Consider the following 23,931-nt stretch of genomic DNA (forward strand, 5'->3'; position numbering starts at 1 on the left):
CCGCCGCAGGCCGCGTCCCGCGCCGTCAGTTTGGCCCGCATCAGGTGCGCGGACGAACGATCGGATCGCGGCTGGCCCAGTCCCGAAAGGTCCGCCGGCATGGCATCGCCGCGCGCGCGCCAGGGTGTGCTCGCTCTCGCCCGCCGCGATCCGGGCGCAGATCTCATGGCCCAGCTCGACCGAATAGCGCACAGGCGTGCGCGACGGCGCGCGCCGCCCACGCCCGCGTCAAACGCGTCGTCCATGGTCGTCTCACAGATGTGTCAGGAAGACAGGCAGCCTCGCACAAACGCGCGCAAAAGTTCAGAACAAATACGGAACGCCACCGCGCCCCCGCAAACCGATACCGCGGTTCGCCAAACCGGCTAGCCCAACCCAGAGGCGAATGGCAGTATTCTCGACCACGAACGCCATCCGGGGGGACGCAAATGGCCGCCATCGCCGAATCCATGCCGCTTGAACCGCAGAAGGACGACCGGGGATTCTTCCTCGGCGGAGCCATCGCCATGGCCCTGACCATCGCCGCGGGCTTCTCCATCAATATCGTGACCGGGCGCTCCAGCTTCGCCTCGCCGCCGGTCGTCCATGCCCACGCGCTCGTCTTCATGAGCTGGGTCGCGATCTACCTGGCCCAGAACGTTCTGGCCCGGCAGGGGAACATGGCCCTGCACCGCCGCCTCGGCTGGCTGGCCACCGGCTGGGTCGTGCTGATGGTGATCATGGGCTGCGTCATCACCGCCTATGACATCCGCGCCGGCCACGTGCCCTTCTTCTTCCAGCCGCTGCAGTTCCTGGTCTTCGACCCGCTCAGCGTCTTCGCCTTCGCCGGCCTGACCTGGAGCGCGGTGGCCCTGCGCAAACAGACCGACTGGCACCGGCGCCTGCACTTCTGCGCCATGGCCCTGATGGTCGGCCCGGGCATGGGCCGCATCCTGCCCATGCCCCTGCTCGCCCCCTGGGCGTGGGAGATCACCTTCGCCGCCTGCCTGATCTTCCCGCTGGCCGGGATCATCGCCGACCTGCGCCGCACCGGCCGCGTCCACCTCGCCTGGGGCGTGGGCCTGGCCGTCACCTTCGGCGTGCTCATCGGCACCGAGGCGATCACCTACAGCCCAGTCGGCACGGCCCTCTACAAGGCCGTCGCCGCCGGCTCCCCCGGCGCCGCCATCGCCCCCCTGGACTTCCCCAAGCCCCCCGGCCCGCCGCCGGGGGCCTAAGGGCGGCGCGCTCCCTCTCCACCGCTCATCCCCGCCCAGGCGAGGACCCAAGCGAAGGTCCGCCTCACCAGCCGTTGCAGGCGCTGCACCCGCTCATAACCTGTGGATGCAGGCTCGCCGCGCCTGGCGGCGGGTTGCACCCACCCCAAGATCAGCCCAGGATTGCCGCGTGGGCGCAGGTCGCGCTCAGGGGGGACTTACCAATGCCGCATACATCTTCGCGCCGCAAAGCGGCGGCGCTGCTCGCCGCTGCGCTCGTCCTGGCGCCCTTCGCGGCGCAAGCCGCCTCGGTGAAGCTGCCCGAGGGCACTGAGCTCAGGATCCGCTTCAACGACAAGCTGTCCTCGGGGACCAATTCCGAAGGCGACCAATTCGCCATCACCCTGGATGAGCCGGTCACCCTCAACGACGGCACCGTCATCGCCGCCGGATACCGCGGCAAGGGCGAGGTCACCGAGGCCAAGAAGAAGGGCTTCATGGGCCAGGCCGGCGAACTGAACATCCGCCTCAACAACCTGCGCATCGGCGAGACCCGCGTGCACATCCGGGCCAACAAGGGCGGCGAAGGCAAGGGCGCGATGGGCGCCACCATCGCGCTCACGGTCCTGTTCGGCCCCCTCGGCCTGCTCAAGCACGGCCACGACATCGAGATCAAACCCGGCCAGACCATCACGGCCTATGTCGACGAAGACACGATGCTCAACACCCCGCTGGAACCGCCGCCCAAGGGCGAGTGAGCAACCGCTCCGCCGCTCATCCTAAGGAGGCCATCCGTCAGGTATGCGATGGCCTCCTAGTCCGGCGCCCGGGCGCCGTGCTTGATCCTCATGATCGACACAGTGCTTCCGGCGACGTGGTATCGGATGACATAGGGCGGGACGATGGTCAGTTCCCGCACGCCTGACCGCACCGCACCGCACGTCCTCGCTCCGGGTGCTCATGCAATCCCAAGGCGGCCGCCCGAAGCTTCAAAGTCATGCGCTGTGCGGCGAGCGGACTGAACTGGCCGATATAAGCCCAGATAGCCGACAGATCGGCCAGAGCCCGCCTCGACCAGACTATTTGAACCAATGGGCGGGCGCTGGCGTCTCGTCCGGCGTTCCCCAGGTTTCCAGCCAGGCCTCAACCTCGGCATGAGGTACGACCCGCCCTGCCGCGATGTCGGCCATCGCCTGCGCGTCGGCCCGCTCATCGCCCTCGGCGTCGATCTCATCAAAGAGGGACGGCACGGGTTTCATTGGCGAAGCCTAGCACGACAAAACGTGAACATCCAGAGTGCTCACCCCTCTCCACCGCTCATCCCCGCGCAGGCGGGGACCCAAGCAGACCTGGGGCCATGCGCTTACGTCGGCGTGGCGGACGCTCGGCTTGGGCGCCCGCCTGCGCGGGGATGAGCAGAGTTTGGAGCGGGCCCCGTTCGTGTTTTTTCGTGTTTTTTCGTGGTCGGATCTTACTGCGCGAGCCGCTCCCGTTCGTGAGGTTCGGGGCTTCGCGAACCCTACCCCACGAAAATCCAACCCGACGGCAGGCTCGACAGCTTCACCCCCACCAGGGTCATCACCGCCCCCCCGGTCATGGTGATCACCGTGTCAGCCCCCGACTGCGACACGCGATAGGTCGTGCCGGGGTCGAGTTGCACGCGGTCGCCTTCGGCGGCGCTGAAGTCGGTCACCCGGTCAATCCCGGCGTCACCCCAGCTGTGAAAGATGTCGGCTCCGGCCCCGCCGCTGATGGTGTCATCGCCCTTGTCGCCGCTCATGAAGTCGTTTCCGGCCCCGCCGGACAGCACGTCGTTGCCCTGGCCGCCGCGCACCCAGTCATCGCCAGCGTCCCCGGACAAGGTGTCGTCACCCAGATTGGCGTAGACGATGTCGGCCCCGTCGCCGCCGAACAGCTGGTCATTCCCCTGGCCGCCGACGACCCAGTCATCCCCGGCCCCGCCGCTCTCTGAATCGGCGCCCGCATTGCCCTGCAGATAGTCGAAGCCGGCGCCGCCCATCAGGGTGTCGGCGCCATCCCCGCCCGCCACCATGCCGGTCGTCGAGCCCAGGCGGCCATCATAGGTGTCGTTATCGCCGCCCAGGTCCACGTCGCCTTTGATTAGGCCTGAGTTGACGAGGATCTCGTGACCAGCGCCCAGAACGACCCGGCCGATCAGCTGGCCGTTATTCTGGAGTATTGCGGACGCCGTCTGGATTGATGGCTGGGAATCGACCTTCAGGGCGATGTCGGCCTGTACGACGCCGGTGTTGACGAAGATCTGGTTGTTCGAATTCGACGGATCCATGGCCGAGCCATCCAGCGACACGCCGACACTGGACCAACCCTCGCCTCCATCGGCGGCTTCGATTCGGCCGCCGTTGATCAAATGAGTGAAATGGTTCAACGCCATGAAACCGACGGCCGAACGGTCGGCATAGACCTTGACGATCCCCTCATTGTCGATCGTCTGGCCGAACCCTCCGTCGGCGCGGATGCCCACCGCCCAATCCACCGCCTTTACGGTGACCTGGCCGAAATTGGTCAGCATCACCTCCTTGTGGGTGGTGCCGACATAGCTGCCGACCTGCACGCCGAACGCCTGATAGTCGGAGGTGACGGAGATCGCGCCGGCATTGGTGATCATGGGCGTGAAGGTGCCGCCCATCAGCCCATAGGCGACACGTGTGTCCCCCACCGCTGTGACCGACAGCTGGGCCTGGGCGGTGATGTCGAGATGAAACACATTGAAGGTCAAGCCCATCACCGCCACCGCGGCGAGCTCGGTGTTTACGACGCTGTCGAAGGAGACGCTGATCGCCCCGCCTATGGAAACGTCCGGCGCCGCGCCGTCCCGCTCTTCAATGGATACGCCGGTGTCGTTTGTGGCAGAGAGCAGCTCGCCATAGGCGAGGCTATAGGGCGCGCTGGTCACGGTGACGATCGGCAAGGCGGTTCCCCCAGTGCGCGCCCGCATACGTCGCGCCCGGCCGACCCTAACGCGCGCAACGGTTGAGGCGCAATCGCTGAAGCCCCACTTTATAGATCGGGAGTTGAGCCGCCTCTCAGTCCGCCAGCAGCGCCTCGCAGAACCCGCCCCAGCGGCCCTCGGGCTCCACCAGGTGGACCTCCAGGATCCAGTAGCGGACCCGCCCGTCCGCGTCCTTGTCCCGCATCGGCCAGACATTGACCGGGGCGATCAGCGAGACCTCGCGCCCGCCCGGGAAGTCGGTGTGCGGGAACTCGCCCACCAGATGGCCGGCGATCGTCCCGCCAAACCGCCAGCCCCGCCGCTCGGCGGCCCGGTGGGCCTCGGCGTAGAGCTCGGCGCCGGTGATGTCCGGGTGCGCGCCGAAATAGGCCGTCAGCTCCGCGAACACCGCGTCCAGATCGGCGACCAGCCGGGCCTTCTCGGGGTGGTCGCCCAGCAGGTAGCAGCGGCCATAGTCGGCCTCCCAGGCGTCGAACACCGGGCCGAAATCGAGGAACACGAGGTCGTCGTCCTCGATCACATGCTCGGGCGGATCGTCATAGAAGGTGGCCACCGTATTGTGCCCGGCGCGAACCACCTTCCGGTGCCAGTGGGTCTGCGCCCCGAACCGCTCGGCGGCCAGGGCGTGGATCTCCTGGCTGAGCGCCGCCTCGCTCACGCCGGCGCGCAACAACCCCCCGTCGCGGACCGCGTCGAACAGGGCCTCAGCCTTATCCTGCGCCGCCACCAGCTCCGCCCACCGGCGGGTTTCGTCGAACACTTGGATGGTCTCCGGCATGTCCCGCGTTTCCCAATTTCCGCTCATCCCCGCGAAGGCGGGGACCCAAGCCGAATCTCTAACGCACCGCGATCAGCAGCTGGCCCCAAGTCCGCTTGGGTCCCCGCCTTCGCGGGGATGAGCGGTTGAGGGGCGAGCCTGTGGTTCGTGGACGAACCCCCTCACTCCGGCTCGTAATTCAGGATCGGCGCCAGCCAGCGCTCGGCCTTGGCCAGGTCCCAGCCCTTGCGGCGGGCATAGTCCTCGACCTGGTCCTTCTCGATGCGGCCGACCCCGAAATAGTGGCTCTCGGGATGGCTGAAATAGAGCCCGGAGACCGCCGCCGTCGGCGTCATGGCGAAGCTCTCGGTCAGCTCCATCCCCGTCGCCTTGCGCGCGTCGAGCAGGCGGAACAGGGTGTCCTTCTCGGTGTGGTCGGGCTGGGCCGGATAGCCGGCGGCCGGGCGGATGCCGCGGTATTTCTCGCCGATCAGGAAGTCGAGGTCGAAGGGCTCGTCCTCGGCATAGGCCCACAGCTCGGTGCGCACCTTGCGGTGCAGGGCCTCGGCGAAGGCCTCGGCCAGGCGGTCGGCCAGGGCCGCGGCCATGATCGCCGAATAGTCGTCGCCCTTGGCCTTGAAGGCCGCCGCCACCTCCGGCTCGCCGTGGCCCGCCGTCACCGCGAAGCCGCCGATCCAGTCCGGCGTGCCGATCGGGGCCACGAAGTCGGACAAGGCCACATTCGCCCGGCCGCCCTCCCCCTTGGCCATCTGCTGGCGCAGCGAATGGAAACGGCCGAGTTCGACGGTGCGGGTCTCGTCGGTCCAGACCACGATGTCGTCGCCGTCCGAATTGGCCGGCCAGAAGCCGACCACACCCTTGGCCGTGAACCACTGCTCGGCGATGATCTTGTCGAGCATGGCGGTCGCGTCCTTGTAGAGGTCGCGGGCGGCCTCCCCCACGACGTCGTCCTCGAGGATCTGCGGGAAGCGGCCGATCAGCTCCCAGCTGGCGAAGAACGGCGACCAGTCGATGTGGCGCGCCAGGTCGGCCAGGTCCCAGGCCTCATAGGGCCGGGTTCCCAGGAAGCTCGGCCTCACCGGCGGGTGCTTGGCGAAGTCCGGCTTGAAGCGGTTGGCGCGGGCCTCGGCGAGCGATGACCGCGACCGGTTGGTCTGGCCGCGGGCGAACTGCTCGCGGACCTTGTCATAGTCGGCGCGGGTCTCGGCGACGAAGCGCTCGGACTCGGTGGGCGAGAGCAGGTTCGAGACCACGCCCACGGCGCGGCTGGCGTCCAGCACATAGGTGGTCGAGCCGCCCTTGTAGCCGGGCTGGATCTTCACCGCCGTGTGGGTCTTCGACGTGGTGGCCCCGCCGATCAGCAGGGGGATGGTGAAGCCGCGCCGCTCCATCTCCTTGGCCACATAGACCATCTCGTCCAGCGACGGCGTGATCAGGCCCGACAGGCCGATGACGTCGACATTGTGCGCCTTGGCCTCGTCCAGGATCCGGTCGGCCGGGACCATGACGCCCAGGTCGATGACCTCGTAATTGTTGCACTGCAGGACCACGCCCACGATGTTCTTGCCGATGTCGTGGACGTCGCCCTTGACCGTGGCCATCAGCACCTTGCCGGCGTTGGTGCGCGGCTGGCCGGCCTTCTCGGCCTCCATGAAGGGCATCAGATAGGCCACGGCCTGCTTCATCACCCGGGCCGACTTCACGACCTGAGGCAGGAACATCTTGCCCGCGCCGAACAGGTCGCCGACCACGTTCATGCCGTCCATCAGCGGACCTTCGATGACGTGCAGCGGGCGCTCGGCCTGGGCGCGAGCCTCCTCGGTGTCGGCCTCGATGAACTCGGTCACTCCATGGACCAGGGCGTGGCTGATGCGGGCGGCGACGGGGGCGTCGCGCCAGGCCAGGTCCGGGCCCTTGGCCTCGCTCTTGCCGCCCTTGTACTTGGGGGCCAGCTCGACCAGCCGCTCGGTGTTGGTCAGCTTGGGGTCGCGCTGCGGCCGGTTGAGGATCACGTCCTCGACGGCGACCTTCAGCTCCTCGGGAATGTCGTCATAGACCGGCAGGTCGCCGGCGTTGACGATGCCCATGTCCATGCCCGCCGCGATGGCGTGGTAGAGGAACACCGAGTGGATGGCGCGCCGCACCGGCTCGTTGCCGCGGAAGGAGAACGAGACGTTGGAGACCCCGCCCGAGACCCTGGCGTAGGGCAGGGTCTGCTTGATCTGGCGCGTCGCCTCGATGAAGTCGACGGCGTAGTTGTCGTGCTCCTCGATCCCGGTCGCCACGGCGAAGATGTTGGGGTCGAAGATGATGTCTTCCGGCGGGAAGCCGACCTGTTCGGTCAGCGTGCGATAGGCCCGTTCGCAGATCTCGACCTTGCGTGCGCGGGTGTCGGCCTGGCCCTGTTCGTCAAAGGCCATGACCACCACGGCGGCCCCGTAGCGGAGGCAGGCCGTCGCCTGCTCCAGGAACTTTTTCTCCCCTTCTTTCAAGGAGATAGAGTTGACAATGCCCTTGCCCTGGACGCACCGGAGCCCGGCCTCGATGACCTCCCATTTCGACGAGTCGATCATCACCGGGACCCGGGCGATATCGGGCTCGGCGGCGAGTAGGTTGAGGAAGGTGGTCATGGCCTTCTGGCTGTCCAGAAGTCCCTCGTCCATGTTGACGTCAATGATCGCGGCCCCGGCCTCGACCTGCTGACGGGCAACGTCCAGGGCGGCGTTGAAATCGCCCTCGACGATCAGTTTGCGGAACTTGGCCGAGCCGGTGACATTGGTCCGCTCGCCGACGTTGACAAAGATCGGTCTCATGAAAGTTCGAAGGGCTCCAGGCCCGCGAGCCGCATGGCCTTCGGACGTTCAGGGATCTGTCGGGGCGCGAGACCTTTGACGGCCTGGGCGACGTGGGCGATGTGGTCGGGCGTGGTCCCGCAACAGCCCCCGAGGATGTTCACAAGGCCATGCTCGGCCCACTCGTGCAGCTCGTGGCTGGTCTGGTGCGGCTCCTCGTCGTACTGGCCGAAGGCGTTCGGCAGGCCGGCGTTGGGATAGGCGCTGACCAGGGTGTCAGCGACGCGGGAAAGCTCGGCGATGTGCGGGCGCATCAGCTCGGCCCCGAGCGCGCAGTTCAGGCCGATGGCGAACGGCTTGGCGTGCTTGACCGAGTTCCAGAAGGCCTCGACCGTCTGGCCCGACAGGGTCCGGCCCGAGCGGTCGGTGATGGTGCCCGAGATCCAGATCGGCAGGGGCTCATAGCCCTCGTCCTCGAGGTCCATGATCGCCTTGATGGCGGCCTTGCAGTTCATGGTGTCGGTGATGGTCTCGATCAAGAACAGGTCGACCCCGCCCTCGTGCAACGCGATCATCTGTTCGCGATAGGCCTGGTAGACCTCATCGAAGGTGACCAGCCGCGCGCCGGGATCGTTCACGTCCGAGGACATGGACAGCATCTTGTTCAAGGGCCCGATCGAGCCGGCGACGAAGCGCGGCTTGTCCGGCTCCTTGGCGGTCCAGCGGTCGGCGACCTCGCGGGCGATGCGCGCGCCGGCCAGGTTGATGTCGCGCACCGCGCCTTCCATCTCGTAATCGGCCTGGGCGATGGTCGTCGCCGAAAAGGTGTTGGTCTCGGAGATGTCGGCCCCGGCGGCGTAATAGGCGTCGTGCAGGTCGGCGATGATGTCCGGCCGGGTGAGGCAGAGCAGGTCGTTGTTGCCCTTGAGCTGGCCGTTGTGGTGCGCGAAGCGCTCGCCGCGATAGTCGGCCTCGTCCAGGCCGCGCTTCTGGATCATCACGCCCCAGGAGCCGTCGAGGATCAGGATGCGCTGCTTGGAGATCGCCTTGAGCTTGGCGATCCGATCGGAACGGGCGCTCATCGGGCGGCCTCCTGTTGCTTGGCGAGATCCTGGCGGAAGGCCTGTTCGGCGGCGGCCACCCGGACCTGCAGTTCATTGGGGTCGACGAAGGGATTGGGCCCCTTGCCCAGGCGCGCGCGCTTGCCCTCCAGGTCGAACTGCTCGGCGTGCGGGGCCAGGAAGATGTCGGCCTTGAAGGTCTTCAGGATCGCGAAGGTCTTCTCATAGTCGGCGACGATGCCGGGATATTGCGGGCCCTTGGTCTTGGAGACCAGGCGGTTGGCCGCCACGCTGGTGCTGCAATAGGCGATGGCCTGCAGGGTCTTGCCCTCGACCTTCACCGGAAAGGTCCAGGTGGTGCAGCCGGCGGAGTGGCCCGGGGTGACATGGGCGGTCAGCACCTCGCCGCCCAGCGAGACCGTGTCGCCGTCCTTCAGCACCCGGTCGACCTTGACCGGCGGGAAGTTCAGGAACTTGGCGTCCTCAGACCCCGGATAGGTCCCGGTCTCCAGCGCCGCGCGATCCCCGGCGCTGGCGTCCAGGGGCGCGTGAAGGTCGGCCTTCAGTTCCGCGAGGCCGCCGGCGTGGTCGAGGTGGGCGTGAGTGTTGAGCAGGACCTTCACGTCCGCAGGCTTGAAGCCCAGGGTCGCGATGCTCTTCTCGATCTGCTTGGCCGTCCCCGGCATGCCGCCGTCGATCAGAATGTGGCCCTTGGGCGTGGTGATCAGGAAGCTCGAGATCCCGGCCGAGCCCACATAGAAGAGGTTGTCGGCGATCCGGAACGGAGCGGTGGGCGTCGTCCAGGAAGCGGGCGATTGCGCCTGGGCCGCGGAGGCGACGGCGGCCAGGGCGGCGGCGATGACGAGCGGCTTCATGCGGCGGCCTCCTGCAGGGGCTCGGACGGATCCTCGCGCACGCCCAGCACGCGGCAGATGGCGTAGACCAGATCGGCGCGGTTCAGCGTGTAGAAGTGGAAGTCGGAGAAGCCTTCCTCGGCCAGGCGCGCGCACATTTCGTCGCGACCGAGGCGGCGATCAGCTTGCGGGTCTCCGGGTCCTTGTCGAGGCCCTCGAACAGGTTGCCCAGCCAGGACGGGATGGTGATCCCCACCGGCCCGGCCATCTTCTTCAGGCCCTTGAAGTTCGACACCGGCATGATCCCCGGCGAGATCGGAATGGTCACGCCGGCTTTGCGCACCTTCTCCATAAACCGCAGGAAGCTGTCGATATCATAGAAGAATTGGGTGATCGCCCGGGTCGCACCGGCGTCGATCTTGGCCTTCAGCACGTCGATGTCGCGCTCGATCGAGCCGCTCTCGGGATGGGTCTGGGGATAGAGGCTGACGCTGACTTCGAAGTCACCGATGGCCTTGATGCCCGCCGTCAGTTCGGTGGCGTTCAGATAGCCGTCGGGGCGCGGCACATAGACCCCGCCGATCTGGCCGGGCGGATCGCCGCGCAGGGCGACGATGTGGCGGATGCCGGCGTCCCAATAGGCCTGGACCACCTCATCGACCTCGGCGCGCGAGGCTTCCACGCAGGTCAGGTGGGCGGCGGGCTTCAGCCGCGTCTCCTTCAGCATGCGCACGACGGTCCTGTGGGTGCGGTCGCGGGTCGAGCCGCCGGCGCCATAGGTCACCGAGACGAACTCCGGATTCAGCGGTTCGAGGCGGCGGATCGCCTCCCACAGGTTCTCCTCGGCCTCGGGGGTCTTGGGCGGCGAGAATTCGAACGAGACCTTCGGGCGCTTGGCCAGGCCTGCGCCGGCGCGGGCCACGGGGCCCAGGGCTGTAGCGGTCATGCCGCGCTCCTGTTGGATTGGCGGACCCGTTCCCCGGTCCAGATCTTGACGGTGAGGCCGTCGCGGCGGGCAGGCGGCAGGGCCGCGGCGCGGACCTTGGCGAGCCCCGCCTCATGCAGCCAGCGCTCCATCTCGGCTTCGGCGAAACCCAGACGGCGGTGCTGGTGCTGTTCGCGCAGGAACTCGAGATTGTGCGGGGCGAAGTCGACGATGATCAGCCGGCCGCCCTCGGCGACCAGCCGACCGGCTTCGCGGACCGCCGCGCCTGGATCTCCCAGATAGTGCAGCACCTGGTGCACGACCACGAGGTCGGCGCTCTGGCCCGGCAGGCGGGTGGAGAAGATGTCGCCGTGGCGCAGCTCGCAGCGCGCGAGCCCGGCGTCCGCCACGTGGGCGCGGGCGATGTTCAGCATCTGCTGCGACAGATCGAGGCCGACGGCCGCCTCGGCGTGGGGACCGAGCAGGGTCAGCATGCGGCCGGTGCCGGAGCCGAGGTCCACCAAACGCTTGAAGGGCCCCGACCCCGCGGCCTTAAGAATGGCGGCCTCGACGGCGGTCTCGGAGATGTAGAGCGACCGGATCTCGTCCCAGCGGGCGGCGTTGCGGGCGAAATACTCGCCGGCTTCGGTCGAGCGCTCGGCGCGGACCTCCTGCAGGCGACTGATGTCGCGCAGCAGGACCGGGTCGGCGGGATCGATCAGGCGCAGGGTCTCGTCGGTCAGGCGGCGGGGCTCGCCGCCCGAAACCAGGCGGTAGAACACCCAGGCGCCGTCGGGAAAGCGCTCGACCAGGCCCGCTTCGGCCAGCAGCTTCAGATGGCGCGAGACACGCGGCTGACTCTGGTCCAGAACCCGGCAGAGTTCGAGAACGGCCAGCTCCTCGTGGGCCAGCAGGGCGAGAATGCGCATGCGGCTAGGCTCACCCGCCGCGCGCAGCACATCCACAGCTTGGCCTGAGGTCAGACTCATGGCCGACATAAAGATATCTTTATGTCTTTATGTCAAGGCTCGGAGGGCTCCGGCGCGGGCTCCCAGAGCTCGATCTTCAGACCGGCGGGATCCATCAACCAGGCGAAGCGGCCATTGTCGTCGGTGTCGTCGCGCCCCGTCGGCTCGACCCCCGCCGACGCCGCGCGGGCGAGCACCCCGTCCAGGTCATCGACGATGAAATTGATCATGAAGGGCGAGGTCGACGGCTCGAAATAGGTCGTGTCGGCCTTGAAGGGCGACCAGATGGTGCAGCCCCGGTCGCCGTGCGGCCACATGGCGCCCGACCACGCGCCGCCGCCAAATCCCAGCACCCGGTCATACCAGGCCGCCAGGGCGGCGGGATCCTCCGTCTTGAAGAAGACGCCGCCGATGCCGAGCACCTGGGCCATGTCACGCTCCGTGGATCAGTCTGGGACCGGGCTCATCAAAGGCTCGCCGGCGAAGAACCGACGCAGGTTCTCAAAGCACTGGCCGATCATCAAGGGCAGGGAATCCACGGTGGTTCCGGCCGAATGCGGGGTGAGCACCGTGCCGGGAACCCCCGCCCAGCGCGACGCAGGCGTCGGCTCCTGCGCGAACACATCCAGGGCGGCGCGCCCCAGCCGTCCCTCCTTCAGCGCCGCGACTAGGGCGTCCTCGTCGATGATCGAGCCGCGGGCGACATTGACGATCAGGCCGCGCGGACCGACCGCCTCGATGATCTCGGCATTGACCGCCTTGCGGTTGGAGGCGTCGGCGCGGCAGGCCACCACCAGGATGTCGCTGTCGGCGGCCAGGGCCTTAAGGCTCTCGGCCCGCGGCCAGCGGGCGTCAGGCTTAGGCCTCGGCCCCCACCAGGAGACCTGCATGCCGAAGGCCTCGACCCGGCTGGCCACCGCCTCGCCGATGAAGCCCAGCCCCATGACCCCCACCTTGCGGCCCTTGAGGCCGGGGCGAGCGCCCATGCGGTCGGCCATGGTCCAGCCGCCGGACCGCACCATCTGGTCGCCACGAACGATGTCGCGCCAGGAGGCGATCAGCAGGCCCACGGCATGGTCCGCCACGTCCTCGGCGTTCAGGCCTTCCGCGTGGGTGACCTCGATGTCGCGCGCCCGGCACCAGGCCACATCGACCCCGTCATAGCCGACGCTCACATTGGCGATCAGCTTGAGCTCGGGCAGGAAGGCCAGAAACTCAGGCGTCAGCACGATCTCGCCGGCATGGACGATGGCCTGGGCCTCAGCCCCCTCGTTGGGCGTCATGTCCCAGCGCCGCACCACCTTGTAGCCCTGAGCCTCCAGCCCCGCCTGGATGGGGGCCAGCATCTCGTGGCTGATCATGACGACGGGGGGTTTGGACATGCGGCGCTCCTGAGGACGGGCGTCCTATAGCGGGGTCAGAGCCCGCGCGAATAGCCCCGCTCGGCCTGCAAAGCGGAGGCGCCTTCCGCTTGTCACCCAATGCGCCCATATGATCGCCATCCCAGGGAGCATCGCATGAAGTACAATCAGCTTGGCCGCACAGGCCTGTTCGTTTCCGAGATCTGCCTCGGGACCATGACCTTCGGCGGCGACAATGACGCCGGCATCTGGAAGGCGATCGGATCGCTTGGCCAGGACGAGGTCGACGCCATCGTCGGCAAGGCGTTGGCCTCCGGCGTGAACTTCTTCGATACGGCCGACGTCTATTCCTTCGGCGCGTCCGAGCGGCTGCTGGGCCAGTCGCTGAAGAACCTGGGCGTGGCCCGCAAGGACGTGGTGATCGCCACCAAGGTGTTCGGCGAGATGGGCCCCGGCCCCAATGATCGCGGCGCCTCGCGCGGCCACATCATGGATTCGGTGTCGGCCAGCCTGGAGCGGCTGCAGACCGACCACATCGATCTCTACCAGATCCACGGCAATGACAGCGTCACGCCGATTGACGAGACCCTGCGGGCGTTGGACGACCTGATCCGCCAGGGCATGGTGCGCTATGTCGGCGTGTCCAACTGGGCGGCCTGGAAGATCGCCAAGGCGCTCGGTCTGGCCGAGGCCAAGGGCTATGCGCGGTTCGAGACCCTGCAAGCCTATTACTCCATCGCCGGCCGCGACCTGGAGCGCGAGCTGGTCCCCATGCTGACCGAGGAGAAGCTGGGCCTGATGGTCTGGTCGCCGCTGGCCGGCGGCCTGCTCAGCGGCAAGTTCGGGCCGGGCGCCGCGACGCCCAATGGCGCGCGCCGGGTCACCTTCGACTTCCCGCCGGTGAACAAGGACCGCGCCTGGGCGTGCGTGGCGGCGATGCGCGAGATCGGCGACGCCAGGGGCGTGTCAGTGGCCCGGGTGGCGCTGGCCTGGCTGCTGGCCAAGTCCCACGTGATGAGCGTGATCATCGGCGCCAAGACCGTCGAGCAGCTGGACGACAATCTGGCCGCGGTCGGGCTGGAGCTGACGGCCGACGAGGTCGCCAGGCTGGACGCGGTCAGCGCCCTGCCCTCGGAATATCCGGGCTGGATGTTCGAGCGCCAGGGCGGCGCGCGGCGGCCGAGGCCGTTCGTGGCGAAGTAATTACAGAGCCGCCCCCAACCCCTTGGGGGCGGCAACTGGGACACACACCTATTTGACCAGCTGGCCGAGGCTCAGGCCATCGACCGCTGTCGCCTGCGGATGAGCCGAGACAATGGCTGCCGACAGGCCGAGGCCCGGCAGGGTCCGAAACCTCGCGGGCATGTGCGTCAGGGTGAAGGGCGGCGCCAGGGCAAAGGCTGGCGACACCCGCAAGAACAAGAGCAGGCACGAGAAGGCCCAGCAGGCGAGCGTCAAAAACGCCATGCCTAGCCGAGCGCCGGGATCAGCTTGACGGTCTCGATGGCGAACTGGGTGCCCCGGTGGATCATCCATGGCCCCAGCGCCATGAGCACCGGGGCGGCGACTAAAAGCTTGGGCACATAGCCTAGGGTCATCTCCTGCAGCTGGGTTGCCACCTGCAGCACGCTGATCAGCAGTCCGACCGGGAGCGCCGCGCCCTGCACTGGGGCGGCCACCAACAGGCTGCTCCACAGGAGCCGGTTCATCAGCTCCAGCGCATCATCCGCCCCACCTGCCCGCCCCCGCTTTAAGCTTGAGCGACGCAACTGACATGAGCCGTGGCTATACGGCACGGTGGTGCCGCTGGGTGCGTTTAGCAATGGTTGGTCACTGCGTCCTAGTCTCACAACTGTAGGCATTGCGTGAGGCAGTCGATCTATAGAACCAAGTAAGGGTCTGCGCTTCCTGCCTAAGGTCGCTCGCGCCTAACGCGCTGGAGCTGAAGAATTGGGTCTCGGGCAGAGCACCGCTCATTCCAATCCAAAATTTAACGCAACAACGACGACACCCATTCACCGAACCGAAATTCCCTCCAAAACTCACTCGAGACAAATTCGAGCAAAGAAATACAGAGCACGACGGCCCCCACAATGAGAGCAAACGCGCCGATCACCCGAAGACGCAGCAAAAACCCAAGACCGTTTAACCCAGCTATCTTCTTTATATTTGGAACTTTTGACGCCAATTCTCTAGCCACTAATTCTGCAATATATTTCTTTGTCAGAAATAAACCTATAACGCCCCAATAGAAAAAGTAAGATCCAATAGCGAAATGTTCAATTATATTCATCAGATCTACATCACGAAATCAATCACCACTGAAACCGGGACACACACACCTATTGTCCGGCCCTGCCTCCCACGCATCCTAACGTTGAACGACCGCCAGTCCACCCAAGGGACGCCCTCGACGCCTTGACATTTGGGACATTGCGGGAACACCTTCGGACAACTGCAATTCTCCAGGCCGGCGCCCATGCCCAGAATGGCCCGCGTGATAGTCCCCGGCGCGCGAACCACGTGACCCAGCGCGGCAATCGGCGGCAGCAGACCTTTTCCGACCCGCCGGCTATCTGACCCATCTCACCATCGCCGCCGAGGCCTTTGCGGAGGCCGGGGTCGAGGTCTGGGCCTATTGTCTGATGCCCAACCACGTCCACCTGATCGCCACGGCCGGCCGCCGCGAAGCCCTGCCACGGGCCGTCGCGGCAACCCATCTACGCTACACCCGACAGGTGAACCTGCGCGAAGATTAGACCGGCTACCTCTGGCAGGGGCGGTTCTTCTCCTGCCCCTTGACGAGGACTTCCTTCGAACCTGCGCCCGCTATGTCGGCCTGAATCCGGTGCGGGCCGGGTTGGGTCGACCGGGCGGAAGACTGGCCCTGGTCCAGCGTCAAGGCGCATCTGCACGGCCGCGACGATCCGTTAATGACCTCCGCCCACTTGGCCACCCGCCTCGGCGACGACCTCGCCACCTTCTTCGAGATCGACGTTCGGGACGACGCCCGCAGGGGCCTGCGCCGGGCGAGCACGTCTGGCCGACCGCTTAGCGCGGCAGTCTGAATCAAGGCGCTGGAGGCGGCGACCGGGCGAGACCTCGCGGTGCGCCCGGTCGGGCGGCCAAGGCGGGAAGAGGCGGGAAAATAGTTGTGCCTGTTTTCGGTTTCCCCGCAGGGGAAGACCGGGCCCCATGGACCTGATCCATCCTGCGAGCCTCGCGCGTATGGGTCCCGGCCCTCCGCTGCGCTCCGGACGAGATGACAGGTATGGGGGAATTACAGGCGTTAGGTTGGCTTGACTCCCCGCCCCCGCCCTGGCTCCCTGCCCTCCAGGTGAGCCGCGGCGGGCGGCGATGACATGGGCTCACCGTCGATCCCGGCAGCTGCGGCTGGCGGATGTGTGGCTCCGCGCGAGCCCGGCCCCCTCGACGGACCTCTTCCATGACCTCCCCCCGCGCCCTGTGGCGCGATCCCGATTTCGCCCGGCTGTGGGCGGCCCAGGCCGTGTCCAGCTTCGGCGCCCGCATTACCCGTGAGGGCCTGCCGATTCTGGCCGTGACCACACTGGCCGCCGCGCCCGCATCGCTCGGCGTGCTGGCCGCCATCGCCAGCGGCGCGGCCCTGGTCGTGGGCCTAAGCGCCGGCGGCTTCGTCGATCGGCGGTCGCGCAAGCCTGTCCTGGTTGGCGCCGACCTGGCCCGCGCCCTGGTGCTGATCTCCATCCCGATCGCCGCGGCCTTGGGCCGGCTGACCATGCTCCAGGTGTTCCTGGTGGGCGGCCTGGTCGCCTGTTGCAGCGTGGTGTTCGACATGGCGAGCCACGCCTATCTGCCGGGCGTGGTGGGCCCAGACCGGTTGGTCGAGGGCAATTCGCGGCTGGCGGCGACGGAGTCCCTGGCCGAGATCGGCGGGCCTGCCCTGGCCGGCCTGCTGTTCCAGATCCTCAGCGCGCCATTCGCGCTCGCGGTCAATGCCGGGACCTACCTGGCCTCCGCCGGGTTCCTGTCCCTGATCCGCAAGCCCGAGCCCCCGCCAGAGCACGAACCGCCGGGGCACTGGACCGTCGAGGTCACCCAGGGGCTAAGGCTCGCCTGGGCCGAGCCCAGGGTCCGCGCCCTGCTGCTGATGGGCCTGGTCCAGGGCCTGTTCGGCGGGGTGTTCTCGGCGCTCTACATCCTGTTCGCGATCAAGACGCTCAATCTGCCAACCACGGTGCTGGGCCTCGCCATCGCCTGCGGCGGGGTCGGCGCCTTGCTGGGCGCGGGGCTCGGCCCCTGGCTCGCGCGGCGGGCCGGCGCGGGCCCCGCGATCATCCTGTCGATCACCGGGGCCAGCCTCTCGGCCATGGCGATCGGGCTCGCACCCGTCGACCGGGCCGGCGCCACGGTGGTGCTAATCGTGACCCAGATCGGCGGCGACGCCTTCGGGGTCTCGGCCAATCTGCTGATGATCAGCCTGCGTCAGGCCTTGCTGCCCCAAGCGGTGCTGGGCCGGGTGTCGGGCGCCTTCCAGGCCTCGGCTGGCGGGCTCGGCATTGTCGGCGCGCTCGGCGGCGGCTGGCTGGGCGGGGCGATCGGACCGCGGGCCGCGATCCTGGGCGCCGCGGCGGGCTTCCTGCTGATCCCGCTGATTGCGATCCTGTCGCCAATCCGCAAGGTCGGCGAAATCAGCGGCGGATCCGCGTCGACAGAATGATCGAGGAGGTCGTGCGCTCGACGCCCTCGATCAGGCCGATGTCGTCCAGCACCTGATCCAGCTCCTCGATCGAGGCGGCGGCGACCAGGACGATCATGTCGAAGGGACCGGAGACCGAATGCAGGGCCTCGACCTGGGGCATGGCGCGCAGGGTCGCTTCGATGTGGCGGGCGGCCTTGGGCGCGGCGGTGACCAGGACGTGGCCGCGCACGCGGCGGCCGGCCAGGTCGTCGCCCAGGCGGATGGTGAAGCCGGCGATGACGCCCGAGGCCACCAGCCGGTCGATCCGCGCCTGGACCGTGGTGCGCGACAGGCCGAGCCGTCGGGCCAGGGTGGCGGTGGGGAGGCGGGAGTCGGCCTCCAGCAGCCGGATCAGGGCCTGATCCCGGGCGTCCAATGTCATTTCGGCGGTCGGACTTGGCATAATGCACAGTCTCTTTGGGCGATATGGTCAGTATGAATGTTCAAATCGACCGTCAAATCGCTCAGCGTCAACCGAATTCATCGGGGAGACGGGTCATGCGCAACATCGTGGTGGTGGGCGGCGGCAAGATCGGCGGCGTGATCGCCGAGATGCTGGCGGAGACGAGCGACTATGCGGTCACGGTCATCGACCGGTCGGCCGAGGCTCTGAAGACCATTTCGGCCCTGGCCGGGGTGACGACCCGCGTCGTCGACGTGACCGACGCGGCCGCCCTGGACGAGGTGCTGGTCCACGCCTTCGCCGTGCTGAGCGCCGCGCCCTTCCACCTGACCGGCAAGGTGGCCGAGGCCGCGGCCCGGGTCGGCTGCCACTATCTGGATCTCACCGAGGACGTTGCGACGACCCGCAAGGTCAAGGCCCTGGCCGAGACCGCCAAGGGCGCCTTCATTCCGCAATGCGGCCTGGCGCCGGGCTTCATCTCGATAGCCGGGGCGGATCTGGCCCGCGGCTTCGAGCGCGTCGAGGAGTTGCGCCTGCGGGTCGGCGCCCTGCCGCGCTATCCCTCCAACTCGCTGGGCTACAATCTGACCTGGTCGACCGAGGGCGTGATCAACGAATATTGCGAGCCCTGCGAGGCCCTGGTCGAGGGCGAGCTGCGCGAGCTGCCGGCCCTGGAAGGGCTTGAGACCTTCAGCCTCGACGGCGTGACCTATGAGGCCTTCAACACCTCCGGCGGGCTGGGCAGCCTGGCCGAGGTGCTGGCCGGCAAGGCCAAGAACCTGAACTACAAGTCAGTCCGCTATCCCGGCCACTGCGCCCTGATGCGCACCCTGCTCAACGACCTGAACCTGCGCGCCCGGCGCGACCTCCTGAAGGACGTGCTGGAAGGCGCGGTGCCCGGCACCGAGCAGGACGTGGTGGTGTTTTTCGTCACCGCCTCGGGCTGGCGCAACGGGCGGCTGATGCAGGAGAGCTATGCCGGCCGGGTGATCGGCGAGCACCACGGCAAGGGCTTCTGGAGCGCCATCCAGGTGACCACGGCCGCCGGCATCTGCACCGTGCTGGACCTGCTGGCCCAGGGTCGGCTGCCGCAGCAGGGCTATGTCCGCCAGGAGGAGATCGCGCTGGCCGACTTCCTCGCCAACCGCTTCGGCCGCGCCTATGCGCAGGGCGAGCCGGTGCGCACGCCTGTGCTGGCGGCCGTCGCCTAGTCCCCCATCCGTCCGTCCCGCGCCCTCCGAACTGGGTCCCGGCCTTCGCCGGGATGAGCGGTTGGGGTATGGAGCGCTTCGAGGAGATTCCCCATGAACGCCCATGTCCGCCCCCTGACCGCGCCCGCCGAGGACGCCCTGGCCACCCTCGCCAAGCTGGGTGTCGATCTGGCCCGCCACGCGGGCGGCGACGTCGAGGCGCGCTCGCCGATCGACGGGAGCCTGGTCGCCACCCTGCGCGCCGCCACCCAGGTCGAGGCCGACGCCGCCATCGAGGCGGCGCACACGGCGTTTCTGGCTTGGCGCACCGTGCCGGCGCCCCGTCGCGGCGAGCTGATCCGCCTGTTCGGCGAGGAGCTGCGCGCCGCCAAGGACGACCTGGGCCGCCTCGTGGCGCTGGAGGCCGGCAAGGTCACCTCCGAAGGCCTGGGCGAGGTGCAGGAGATGATCGATATCTGCGACTTCGCCGTCGGCCTGTCGCGCCAGCTGCACGGCCTGACCATCGCCACCGAGCGGCCCGGCCACCGGATGATGGAGACCTGGCATCCGCTCGGCGTCTGCGGGATCATCTCGGCCTTCAACTTCCCCGTCGCGGTCTGGTGCTGGAACGCGGCGCTCGCCCTGGTCTGCGGCGATCCCGTGGTGTGGAAGCCTTCCGAGAAGACCCCGCTGACCGCGCTGGCCGTCCAGGCGGTGTTCGACAAGGCGCTCGTCCGCTTCGGCGATGCGCCGGCCAACCTCTCGGCGGTGCTGCAGGGCAAGGCCGATATCGGCGCGGCCCTGGTCGCCCACCCGAAGGTCGCCCTGGTGTCCGCCACCGGCTCGACCCGCATGGGCCGCGCCGTCGCCCCCATCCTGGCCGAGCGCTTCGCCCGCGCCATCCTGGAGCTCGGCGGCAATAACGCGGCCATCGTCGCCCCCTCGGCCGACCTGGAGCTGACCGTTCGCGGCGTCGCCTTCGCCGCCATGGGCACGGCGGGCCAGCGCTGCACGACGCTTCGCCGGCTGTTCGTCCACGAGAGCATCGCCGACACCCTGATCACCCGTCTGAAGGCGGCCTACGCCTCGGTGCCGGTGGGCGATCCGCGCGAGACGGGAACCCTGGTCGGCCCGCTGATCGACGAAGCCGCCTACGCCGGCATGCAGGCCGCGCTGGACGAAGCCAAGGCGCCGGCGGCGTGGTGCATGGCGGCGAGCGCGTCGAGCGGGACGGCGTCTATGTGCGCCCGGCCCTGGTGGAGATGCCGGCCCAGGCGGGCCCGATGCTGCGCGAGACCTTCGCCCCCATCCTCTATGTCGTCCGCTACAAGGACCTGGCCGAGGCCATCGCCCTGCAGAACGCCACGGCGGCGGGCCTCGCCTCCTCGATCTTCTCCACCGACCTGCGCGAGACCGAGCTGTTCATCTCGTCGCAAGGCTCAGACTGCGGCATCGCCAATGTGAACATCGGTCCCTCGGGCGCCGAGATCGGCGGGGCCTTCGGCGGCGAGAAGGAGACCGGCGGCGGCCGCGAAAGCGGCTCCGACGCCTGGCGCGCCTATATGCGCCGCGCGACCAACACGGTGAACTACTCCTCGGCCCTGCCGCTGGCCCAGGGCGTCAAGTTCGACATCTGACGGACCGGGCCGGGAAACAATCCGGCCCGATCAGCGTTTCCCGGAGAGGCGCCGCCCCAGCGCGGTGCATCGCCCTTGGGAGACCTTCTGATGAGACTGACCCTCCTGGCCCTCGCCGCCGCCTCGGCCGTCGCGAGCACCCCCGCCCTGGCCGCCGGCCACCACGCGTCCATGGGCGCCATGGTCAAGCCGCCCGCCCAGCCCCTGCCCTACGCCCAGCTCGACGCCTATCTGAAGGCCTCGCCGAAACAGCGGGCCAGCAAGGACTGGTGGGCCGAGGGCGCGCCCGTCGGCGCCGCGGCCAATACGTCGGCCACCGCCCCGGCCATTCCGGGCGACACGCCGACCAGCGCCACGCCCGCGCCGTCGATGACCCCGCCCAATCCCGACCCGGCCGCCAGCGCGCCCACCGCCACGGACACGCCGCCGGACAAGGCCAGTCCCGAGGCCATGACCTCTAGCGAAAAGCCGCACTAGGCCCCGGACGGCGTCAGTATCCCACCACCAGCCAGTTGGGCGTGGCGGTGGAGGTGGTGACGCCGACCAGGATCAACTGATCGCCATTGCCCAGGTCGACGACCGTGTCCGCGCCGACCTGGGTGACGGTGTAGGTCGACCCCGGATCCAGCTGGACCCTGTCGCCCTCGGCCGCCGAGAAATCGGTGACCCGGTCGATCCCGGCGCCGGAGAAGAAGTGGAAGATGTCGGATCCGGCCCCGCCGGAAATGGTGTCGGAGCCCTTGTCGCCGGACATCCAGTCGCGCCCGGCGCCGCCCTCCAGGATGTCGTTGCCTTGGCCGCCCCGGACGATGTCCGCGCCGTCATTGCCATAAAGGGTGTCGTCGCCGAGGTTGCCGTAGACGATGTCGTCCCCGGCGTCGCCGAACAGCATGTCGCCGTCCTTGCCGCCCACGACCCAGTCGTCGCCGTCATTGCCATGGGCAGTGTCGGCGCCCGCATTGCCGTTGATGTCATCGAAGCTGGCGCCGCCATTGATGACGTCATTGCCCTCGTCGCCGCGCAGATAGTCGGCGCCCGCCCCGCCCTGGATGGAGTCGTCGCCGGCGTTGCCGAACATCTGGGCCGCCGCGCCGCCCGCGGTGAAGCTGTCATTGCCGTCGCCGCCATAGAGGGTGTCCGCGCCATTGCCCGCCGTCAGGGTGTCGTCGCCCGCGTCCCCGAACAGGCGGGAGGATCCGCCGCCGCCGATCAGCCGGTCTGCGCCGTCCCCGCCATAGAGGTCGCTGCCGCCGGTCCCGGCGTTCAGCGTGTCGTCGCCCGCGTCGCCGTAGAGGCTGGACGCCCCGGTCCCGCCATTGAGCTGGTCATTGCCCTCGCCGCCATAGAGCTGGTTATGGCCCGCCCCGCCCGACAGGGTGTCCGCGCCGGCGTCGCCAAACAGCTTCGACGCTCCGCCGCCGCCGATCAGGCTGTCGTTCCCATCGCCGCCGGCCAGGGTGTCCGCCCCGGTCCCGGCCGTCAGGCGGTCATCGCCCGCGTCCCCATAGAGGCTCGCCCCGCCGCCGCCGGCGGTCAGGCTGTCATTGCCATCGCCGCCATAGAGGCTGTCCGCGCCATTGCCGCCCGTGAGGGTGTCGTCGCCCGCGTCCCCGAACAGACGCGAGGCCCCGCCGCCGCCGATGAGGCGGTCCGCGCCGTCACCGCCATAGAGATCGCTGCCGCCGGTCCCGGCATTGAGCGTGTCGTCGCCTGCATCGCCATAGAGGCTCGACGCGCCGGTCCCGCCGTTGAGCTGGTCATTGCCTTCGCCGCCATAGAGCAGGTTTTGACCCGCCCCGCCCGACAGGGTGTCGGCGCCCGCATCCCCAAACAGCTTGGAGGCCCCGGCGCCGCCTTTCAGGGTGTCGGCGCCGTTGCCACCGGCCAGGGTGTCCGCGCCCGTCCCGGCGGTCAGGCTGTCATTGCCCGCGTCGCCATAGAGGCTCGAGCCGCCCGCCCCGCCAAACAGGCTGTCATTGCCCTCGCCGCCAAACAGCCCCTGCGCGCCGGTCCCGGCCTCCAGGGTGTCGTCACCGGCGTCGCCGTAGAGGCTGGCTGTGCCCGCGCCGATCAGCCGGTCATTGCCTTCGCCGCCATAGAGCAAGTTCGCGCCGCTGCTCGCCGTGAGGGTGTCGTCGCCCAGGTCACCGAAGAGCTGCGCCTGATCGGCGCTGCTGGTCAGGCTGTCATTCCCCGCGCCGCCATGAACCTCGATATTGGCGCTCTGGGGCTGAATGGTGAACGTGTCACCGAACTCGGTGCCGCGCAGATAGACCAGGTTTTCAATGTTCTGGATGACCCCGCCGCCCAGATTGAACGATGCGCCGGGCGAGATGCTGGCGGTGTTGAACTGGATCCCCGCCCCAAGCCCGCCAAGCGACAGGCGGAGGACGTCATACCCGTCGCCACCGTCGGCGTCGTCGCCATAGCCAATCGCCAGAATGTCGTTGCCGCCGCCGCCGGTGATCCGGTCGTGCTCAAGACCCATGTCATCGGCGGGGTTGCCACCAAAACTGGCGACGTCCGCAGAATAGAGTGAGTCCGCCCCAGCGCCTCCAGCGATGGTGTCGGCGCCGGATCCGCCCGATATGATGTTGGAACTATCGGCCGCGGTGATCTTGTCATCGCCTGCATCGCCATAGACCAGTCCACGATAGCCCGTCGATTGCATGATGATGGTGTCGTTGCCGGCGTCGCCATGGGTGACCCCATTGGCGTAGATGGTGTCGTCACCCGCGCCGCCATTCGCCTGAGCACCGGAACTATTGCTCGTGTAGAGCGTGTCATTGCCCGCGCCGCCGTCCAGGCGCATCAGGTATTGGCTGGGCCGGCTATCGAGGACGTCGTCACCATCATCGCCAAAGATCGATCCCGTATAGTATCCAGCCGTTATGGTGTCATTGCCGCCCATGCCGCGGACTGCGGTTAAGTCAGAATAACCCCCCTGAGTTGCGCGAACATTGACGATGTCGTCGAACTCACTTCCCTCAACGTAGCTGATGTTCTCAATGCCGGTGATGATCCCGCCACCGATGTTCTGAGTTGCAAGCCCGA

Annotated in this window: 22 protein-coding genes and 2 pseudogenes; 8 read left to right on the top strand and 16 right to left on the bottom strand. The window is 68.1% G+C overall.

Annotated elements, in window-relative coordinates:
* Nucleotides 1–245: hypothetical protein (locus MQH10_RS15450; protein WP_242564924.1), on the bottom strand; the 245-nt coding region annotated here is incomplete at its 3' end.
* 183 nt (nucleotides 246–428) lie between these two features.
* Here MQH10_RS15450 and MQH10_RS15455 point away from each other — a divergent pair.
* Nucleotides 429–1,217 carry a hypothetical protein gene (locus MQH10_RS15455; RefSeq protein WP_242564925.1) on the top strand — a complete coding sequence of 263 codons (789 nt, stop codon included), beginning with the start codon at nucleotides 429–431 and terminating at the stop codon, nucleotides 1,215–1,217.
* Between the two features lie 203 nt (nucleotides 1,218–1,420).
* The gene (locus MQH10_RS15460; protein WP_242564926.1) at nucleotides 1,421–1,954 is read left to right on the top strand and encodes a hypothetical protein; all 534 of its coding nucleotides are present in this window, start codon (nucleotides 1,421–1,423) and stop codon (nucleotides 1,952–1,954) included.
* Between the two features lie 148 nt (nucleotides 1,955–2,102).
* On the opposite strand, the gene MQH10_RS15465 is transcribed toward MQH10_RS15460, so the two are convergent.
* From MQH10_RS15465 to MQH10_RS15515, 11 genes and pseudogenes are all read right to left on the bottom strand, one after another.
* Nucleotides 2,103–2,288 (bottom strand): type II toxin-antitoxin system RelE/ParE family toxin, encoded by a 186-nt coding sequence (locus MQH10_RS15465; protein ID WP_272886967.1) that lies wholly within the window; start codon nucleotides 2,286–2,288, stop codon nucleotides 2,103–2,105.
* On the bottom strand, nucleotides 2,276–2,455 hold the full coding sequence (locus MQH10_RS15470) for an antitoxin (RefSeq protein ID WP_242564927.1): 180 nt from the start codon (nucleotides 2,453–2,455) through the stop codon (nucleotides 2,276–2,278). Before MQH10_RS15470 ends, MQH10_RS15465 begins: the two co-directional genes overlap by 13 nt.
* Before the next feature lie 260 nt (nucleotides 2,456–2,715).
* The gene (locus MQH10_RS15475) at nucleotides 2,716–4,146 is read right to left on the bottom strand and encodes a calcium-binding protein (protein ID WP_242564928.1); all 1,431 of its coding nucleotides are present in this window, start codon (nucleotides 4,144–4,146) and stop codon (nucleotides 2,716–2,718) included.
* A 115-nt stretch (nucleotides 4,147–4,261) separates the two neighbouring features.
* Nucleotides 4,262–4,966: a M24 family metallopeptidase gene (locus tag MQH10_RS15480; RefSeq protein WP_242564929.1), complete on the bottom strand. Its 705-nt coding sequence runs from the start codon at nucleotides 4,964–4,966 to the stop codon at nucleotides 4,262–4,264.
* Between the two features lie 161 nt (nucleotides 4,967–5,127).
* Nucleotides 5,128–7,779, bottom strand: coding sequence for a methionine synthase (gene metH, locus MQH10_RS15485; protein WP_242564930.1), 2,652 nt, complete (start codon nucleotides 7,777–7,779; stop codon nucleotides 5,128–5,130).
* Nucleotides 7,776–8,840: a homocysteine S-methyltransferase family protein gene (locus MQH10_RS15490; RefSeq protein ID WP_242564931.1), complete on the bottom strand. Its 1,065-nt coding sequence runs from the start codon at nucleotides 8,838–8,840 to the stop codon at nucleotides 7,776–7,778. The genes metH and MQH10_RS15490 overlap by 4 nt, the downstream gene beginning before the upstream one ends.
* Nucleotides 8,837–9,694, bottom strand: coding sequence for a subclass B3 metallo-beta-lactamase (gene bla / locus MQH10_RS15495; protein ID WP_242564932.1), 858 nt, complete (start codon nucleotides 9,692–9,694; stop codon nucleotides 8,837–8,839). The genes MQH10_RS15490 and bla overlap by 4 nt, the downstream gene beginning before the upstream one ends.
* Nucleotides 9,691–10,619, bottom strand: a pseudogene (gene metF / locus MQH10_RS15500) (methylenetetrahydrofolate reductase [NAD(P)H]). The gene bla and the pseudogene metF overlap by 4 nt, the downstream one beginning before the upstream one ends.
* On the bottom strand, nucleotides 10,616–11,587 hold the full coding sequence (locus MQH10_RS15505) for an ArsR/SmtB family transcription factor (RefSeq protein WP_242564933.1): 972 nt from the start codon (nucleotides 11,585–11,587) through the stop codon (nucleotides 10,616–10,618). The pseudogene metF and the gene MQH10_RS15505 overlap by 4 nt, the downstream one beginning before the upstream one ends.
* A gap of 32 nt (nucleotides 11,588–11,619) precedes the next feature.
* Nucleotides 11,620–11,997 carry a VOC family protein gene (locus MQH10_RS15510; RefSeq protein ID WP_242564934.1) on the bottom strand — a complete coding sequence of 126 codons (378 nt, stop codon included), beginning with the start codon at nucleotides 11,995–11,997 and terminating at the stop codon, nucleotides 11,620–11,622.
* A 15-nt stretch (nucleotides 11,998–12,012) separates the two neighbouring features.
* Nucleotides 12,013–12,948, bottom strand: coding sequence for a 2-hydroxyacid dehydrogenase (locus MQH10_RS15515; RefSeq protein WP_242564935.1), 936 nt, complete (start codon nucleotides 12,946–12,948; stop codon nucleotides 12,013–12,015).
* 135 nt (nucleotides 12,949–13,083) lie between these two features.
* Here MQH10_RS15515 and MQH10_RS15520 point away from each other — a divergent pair, with 135 nt between their 5' ends.
* On the top strand, nucleotides 13,084–14,130 hold the full coding sequence (locus tag MQH10_RS15520) for an aldo/keto reductase (protein WP_242564936.1): 1,047 nt from the start codon (nucleotides 13,084–13,086) through the stop codon (nucleotides 14,128–14,130).
* A 48-nt stretch (nucleotides 14,131–14,178) separates the two neighbouring features.
* On the opposite strand, the gene MQH10_RS15525 is transcribed toward MQH10_RS15520, so the two are convergent.
* The gene (locus MQH10_RS15525) at nucleotides 14,179–14,394 is read right to left on the bottom strand and encodes a hypothetical protein (protein WP_242564937.1); all 216 of its coding nucleotides are present in this window, start codon (nucleotides 14,392–14,394) and stop codon (nucleotides 14,179–14,181) included.
* A 2-nt stretch (nucleotides 14,395–14,396) separates the two neighbouring features.
* Complete coding sequence (locus MQH10_RS15530; protein ID WP_242564938.1) at nucleotides 14,397–14,636, bottom strand: flagellar biosynthetic protein FliQ; 240 nt, start codon at nucleotides 14,634–14,636, stop codon at nucleotides 14,397–14,399.
* A 936-nt stretch (nucleotides 14,637–15,572) separates the two neighbouring features.
* Between MQH10_RS15530 and MQH10_RS15535 the strand changes: the two genes are divergently transcribed.
* Both MQH10_RS15535 and MQH10_RS15540 read left to right on the top strand, forming a co-directional pair.
* Nucleotides 15,573–15,686 carry a hypothetical protein gene (locus MQH10_RS15535; RefSeq protein ID WP_242564939.1) on the top strand — a complete coding sequence of 38 codons (114 nt, stop codon included), beginning with the start codon at nucleotides 15,573–15,575 and terminating at the stop codon, nucleotides 15,684–15,686.
* 686 nt (nucleotides 15,687–16,372) lie between these two features.
* Nucleotides 16,373–17,626, top strand: a complete 1,254-nt coding sequence (locus tag MQH10_RS15540) for an MFS transporter (RefSeq protein ID WP_242564940.1) — start codon at nucleotides 16,373–16,375, stop codon at nucleotides 17,624–17,626.
* On the opposite strand, the gene MQH10_RS15545 is transcribed toward MQH10_RS15540, so the two are convergent.
* Entirely contained in the window at nucleotides 17,598–18,029 is a 432-nt protein-coding gene (locus MQH10_RS15545) for an Lrp/AsnC family transcriptional regulator (protein WP_242564941.1), read from the bottom strand. The genes MQH10_RS15540 and MQH10_RS15545 overlap by 29 nt on opposite strands.
* 116 nt (nucleotides 18,030–18,145) lie before the next feature.
* Between MQH10_RS15545 and MQH10_RS15550 the strand changes: the two genes are divergently transcribed.
* From MQH10_RS15550 to MQH10_RS15560, 3 genes and pseudogenes are all read left to right on the top strand, one after another.
* Complete coding sequence (locus tag MQH10_RS15550) at nucleotides 18,146–19,261, top strand: saccharopine dehydrogenase family protein (RefSeq protein ID WP_242564942.1); 1,116 nt, start codon at nucleotides 18,146–18,148, stop codon at nucleotides 19,259–19,261.
* Nucleotides 19,262–19,354: 93 nt separating this feature from the next.
* Nucleotides 19,355–20,877: pseudogene (gene amaB, locus MQH10_RS15555) on the top strand (L-piperidine-6-carboxylate dehydrogenase).
* 90 nt (nucleotides 20,878–20,967) lie between these two features.
* The gene (locus tag MQH10_RS15560) at nucleotides 20,968–21,354 is read left to right on the top strand and encodes a hypothetical protein (protein WP_242564943.1); all 387 of its coding nucleotides are present in this window, start codon (nucleotides 20,968–20,970) and stop codon (nucleotides 21,352–21,354) included.
* Between the two features lie 13 nt (nucleotides 21,355–21,367).
* Here MQH10_RS15560 and MQH10_RS15565 read toward each other — a convergent pair whose 3' ends face one another.
* Nucleotides 21,368–23,689 (bottom strand): calcium-binding protein, encoded by a 2,322-nt coding sequence (locus tag MQH10_RS15565; RefSeq protein WP_242564944.1) that lies wholly within the window; start codon nucleotides 23,687–23,689, stop codon nucleotides 21,368–21,370.
* Nucleotides 23,690–23,931 lie beyond the last annotated feature (242 nt).

Origin of the sequence: Phenylobacterium aquaticum (assembly GCF_022695515.1) — a bacterium.
Classification (GTDB): domain Bacteria; phylum Pseudomonadota; class Alphaproteobacteria; order Caulobacterales; family Caulobacteraceae; genus Phenylobacterium; species Phenylobacterium aquaticum.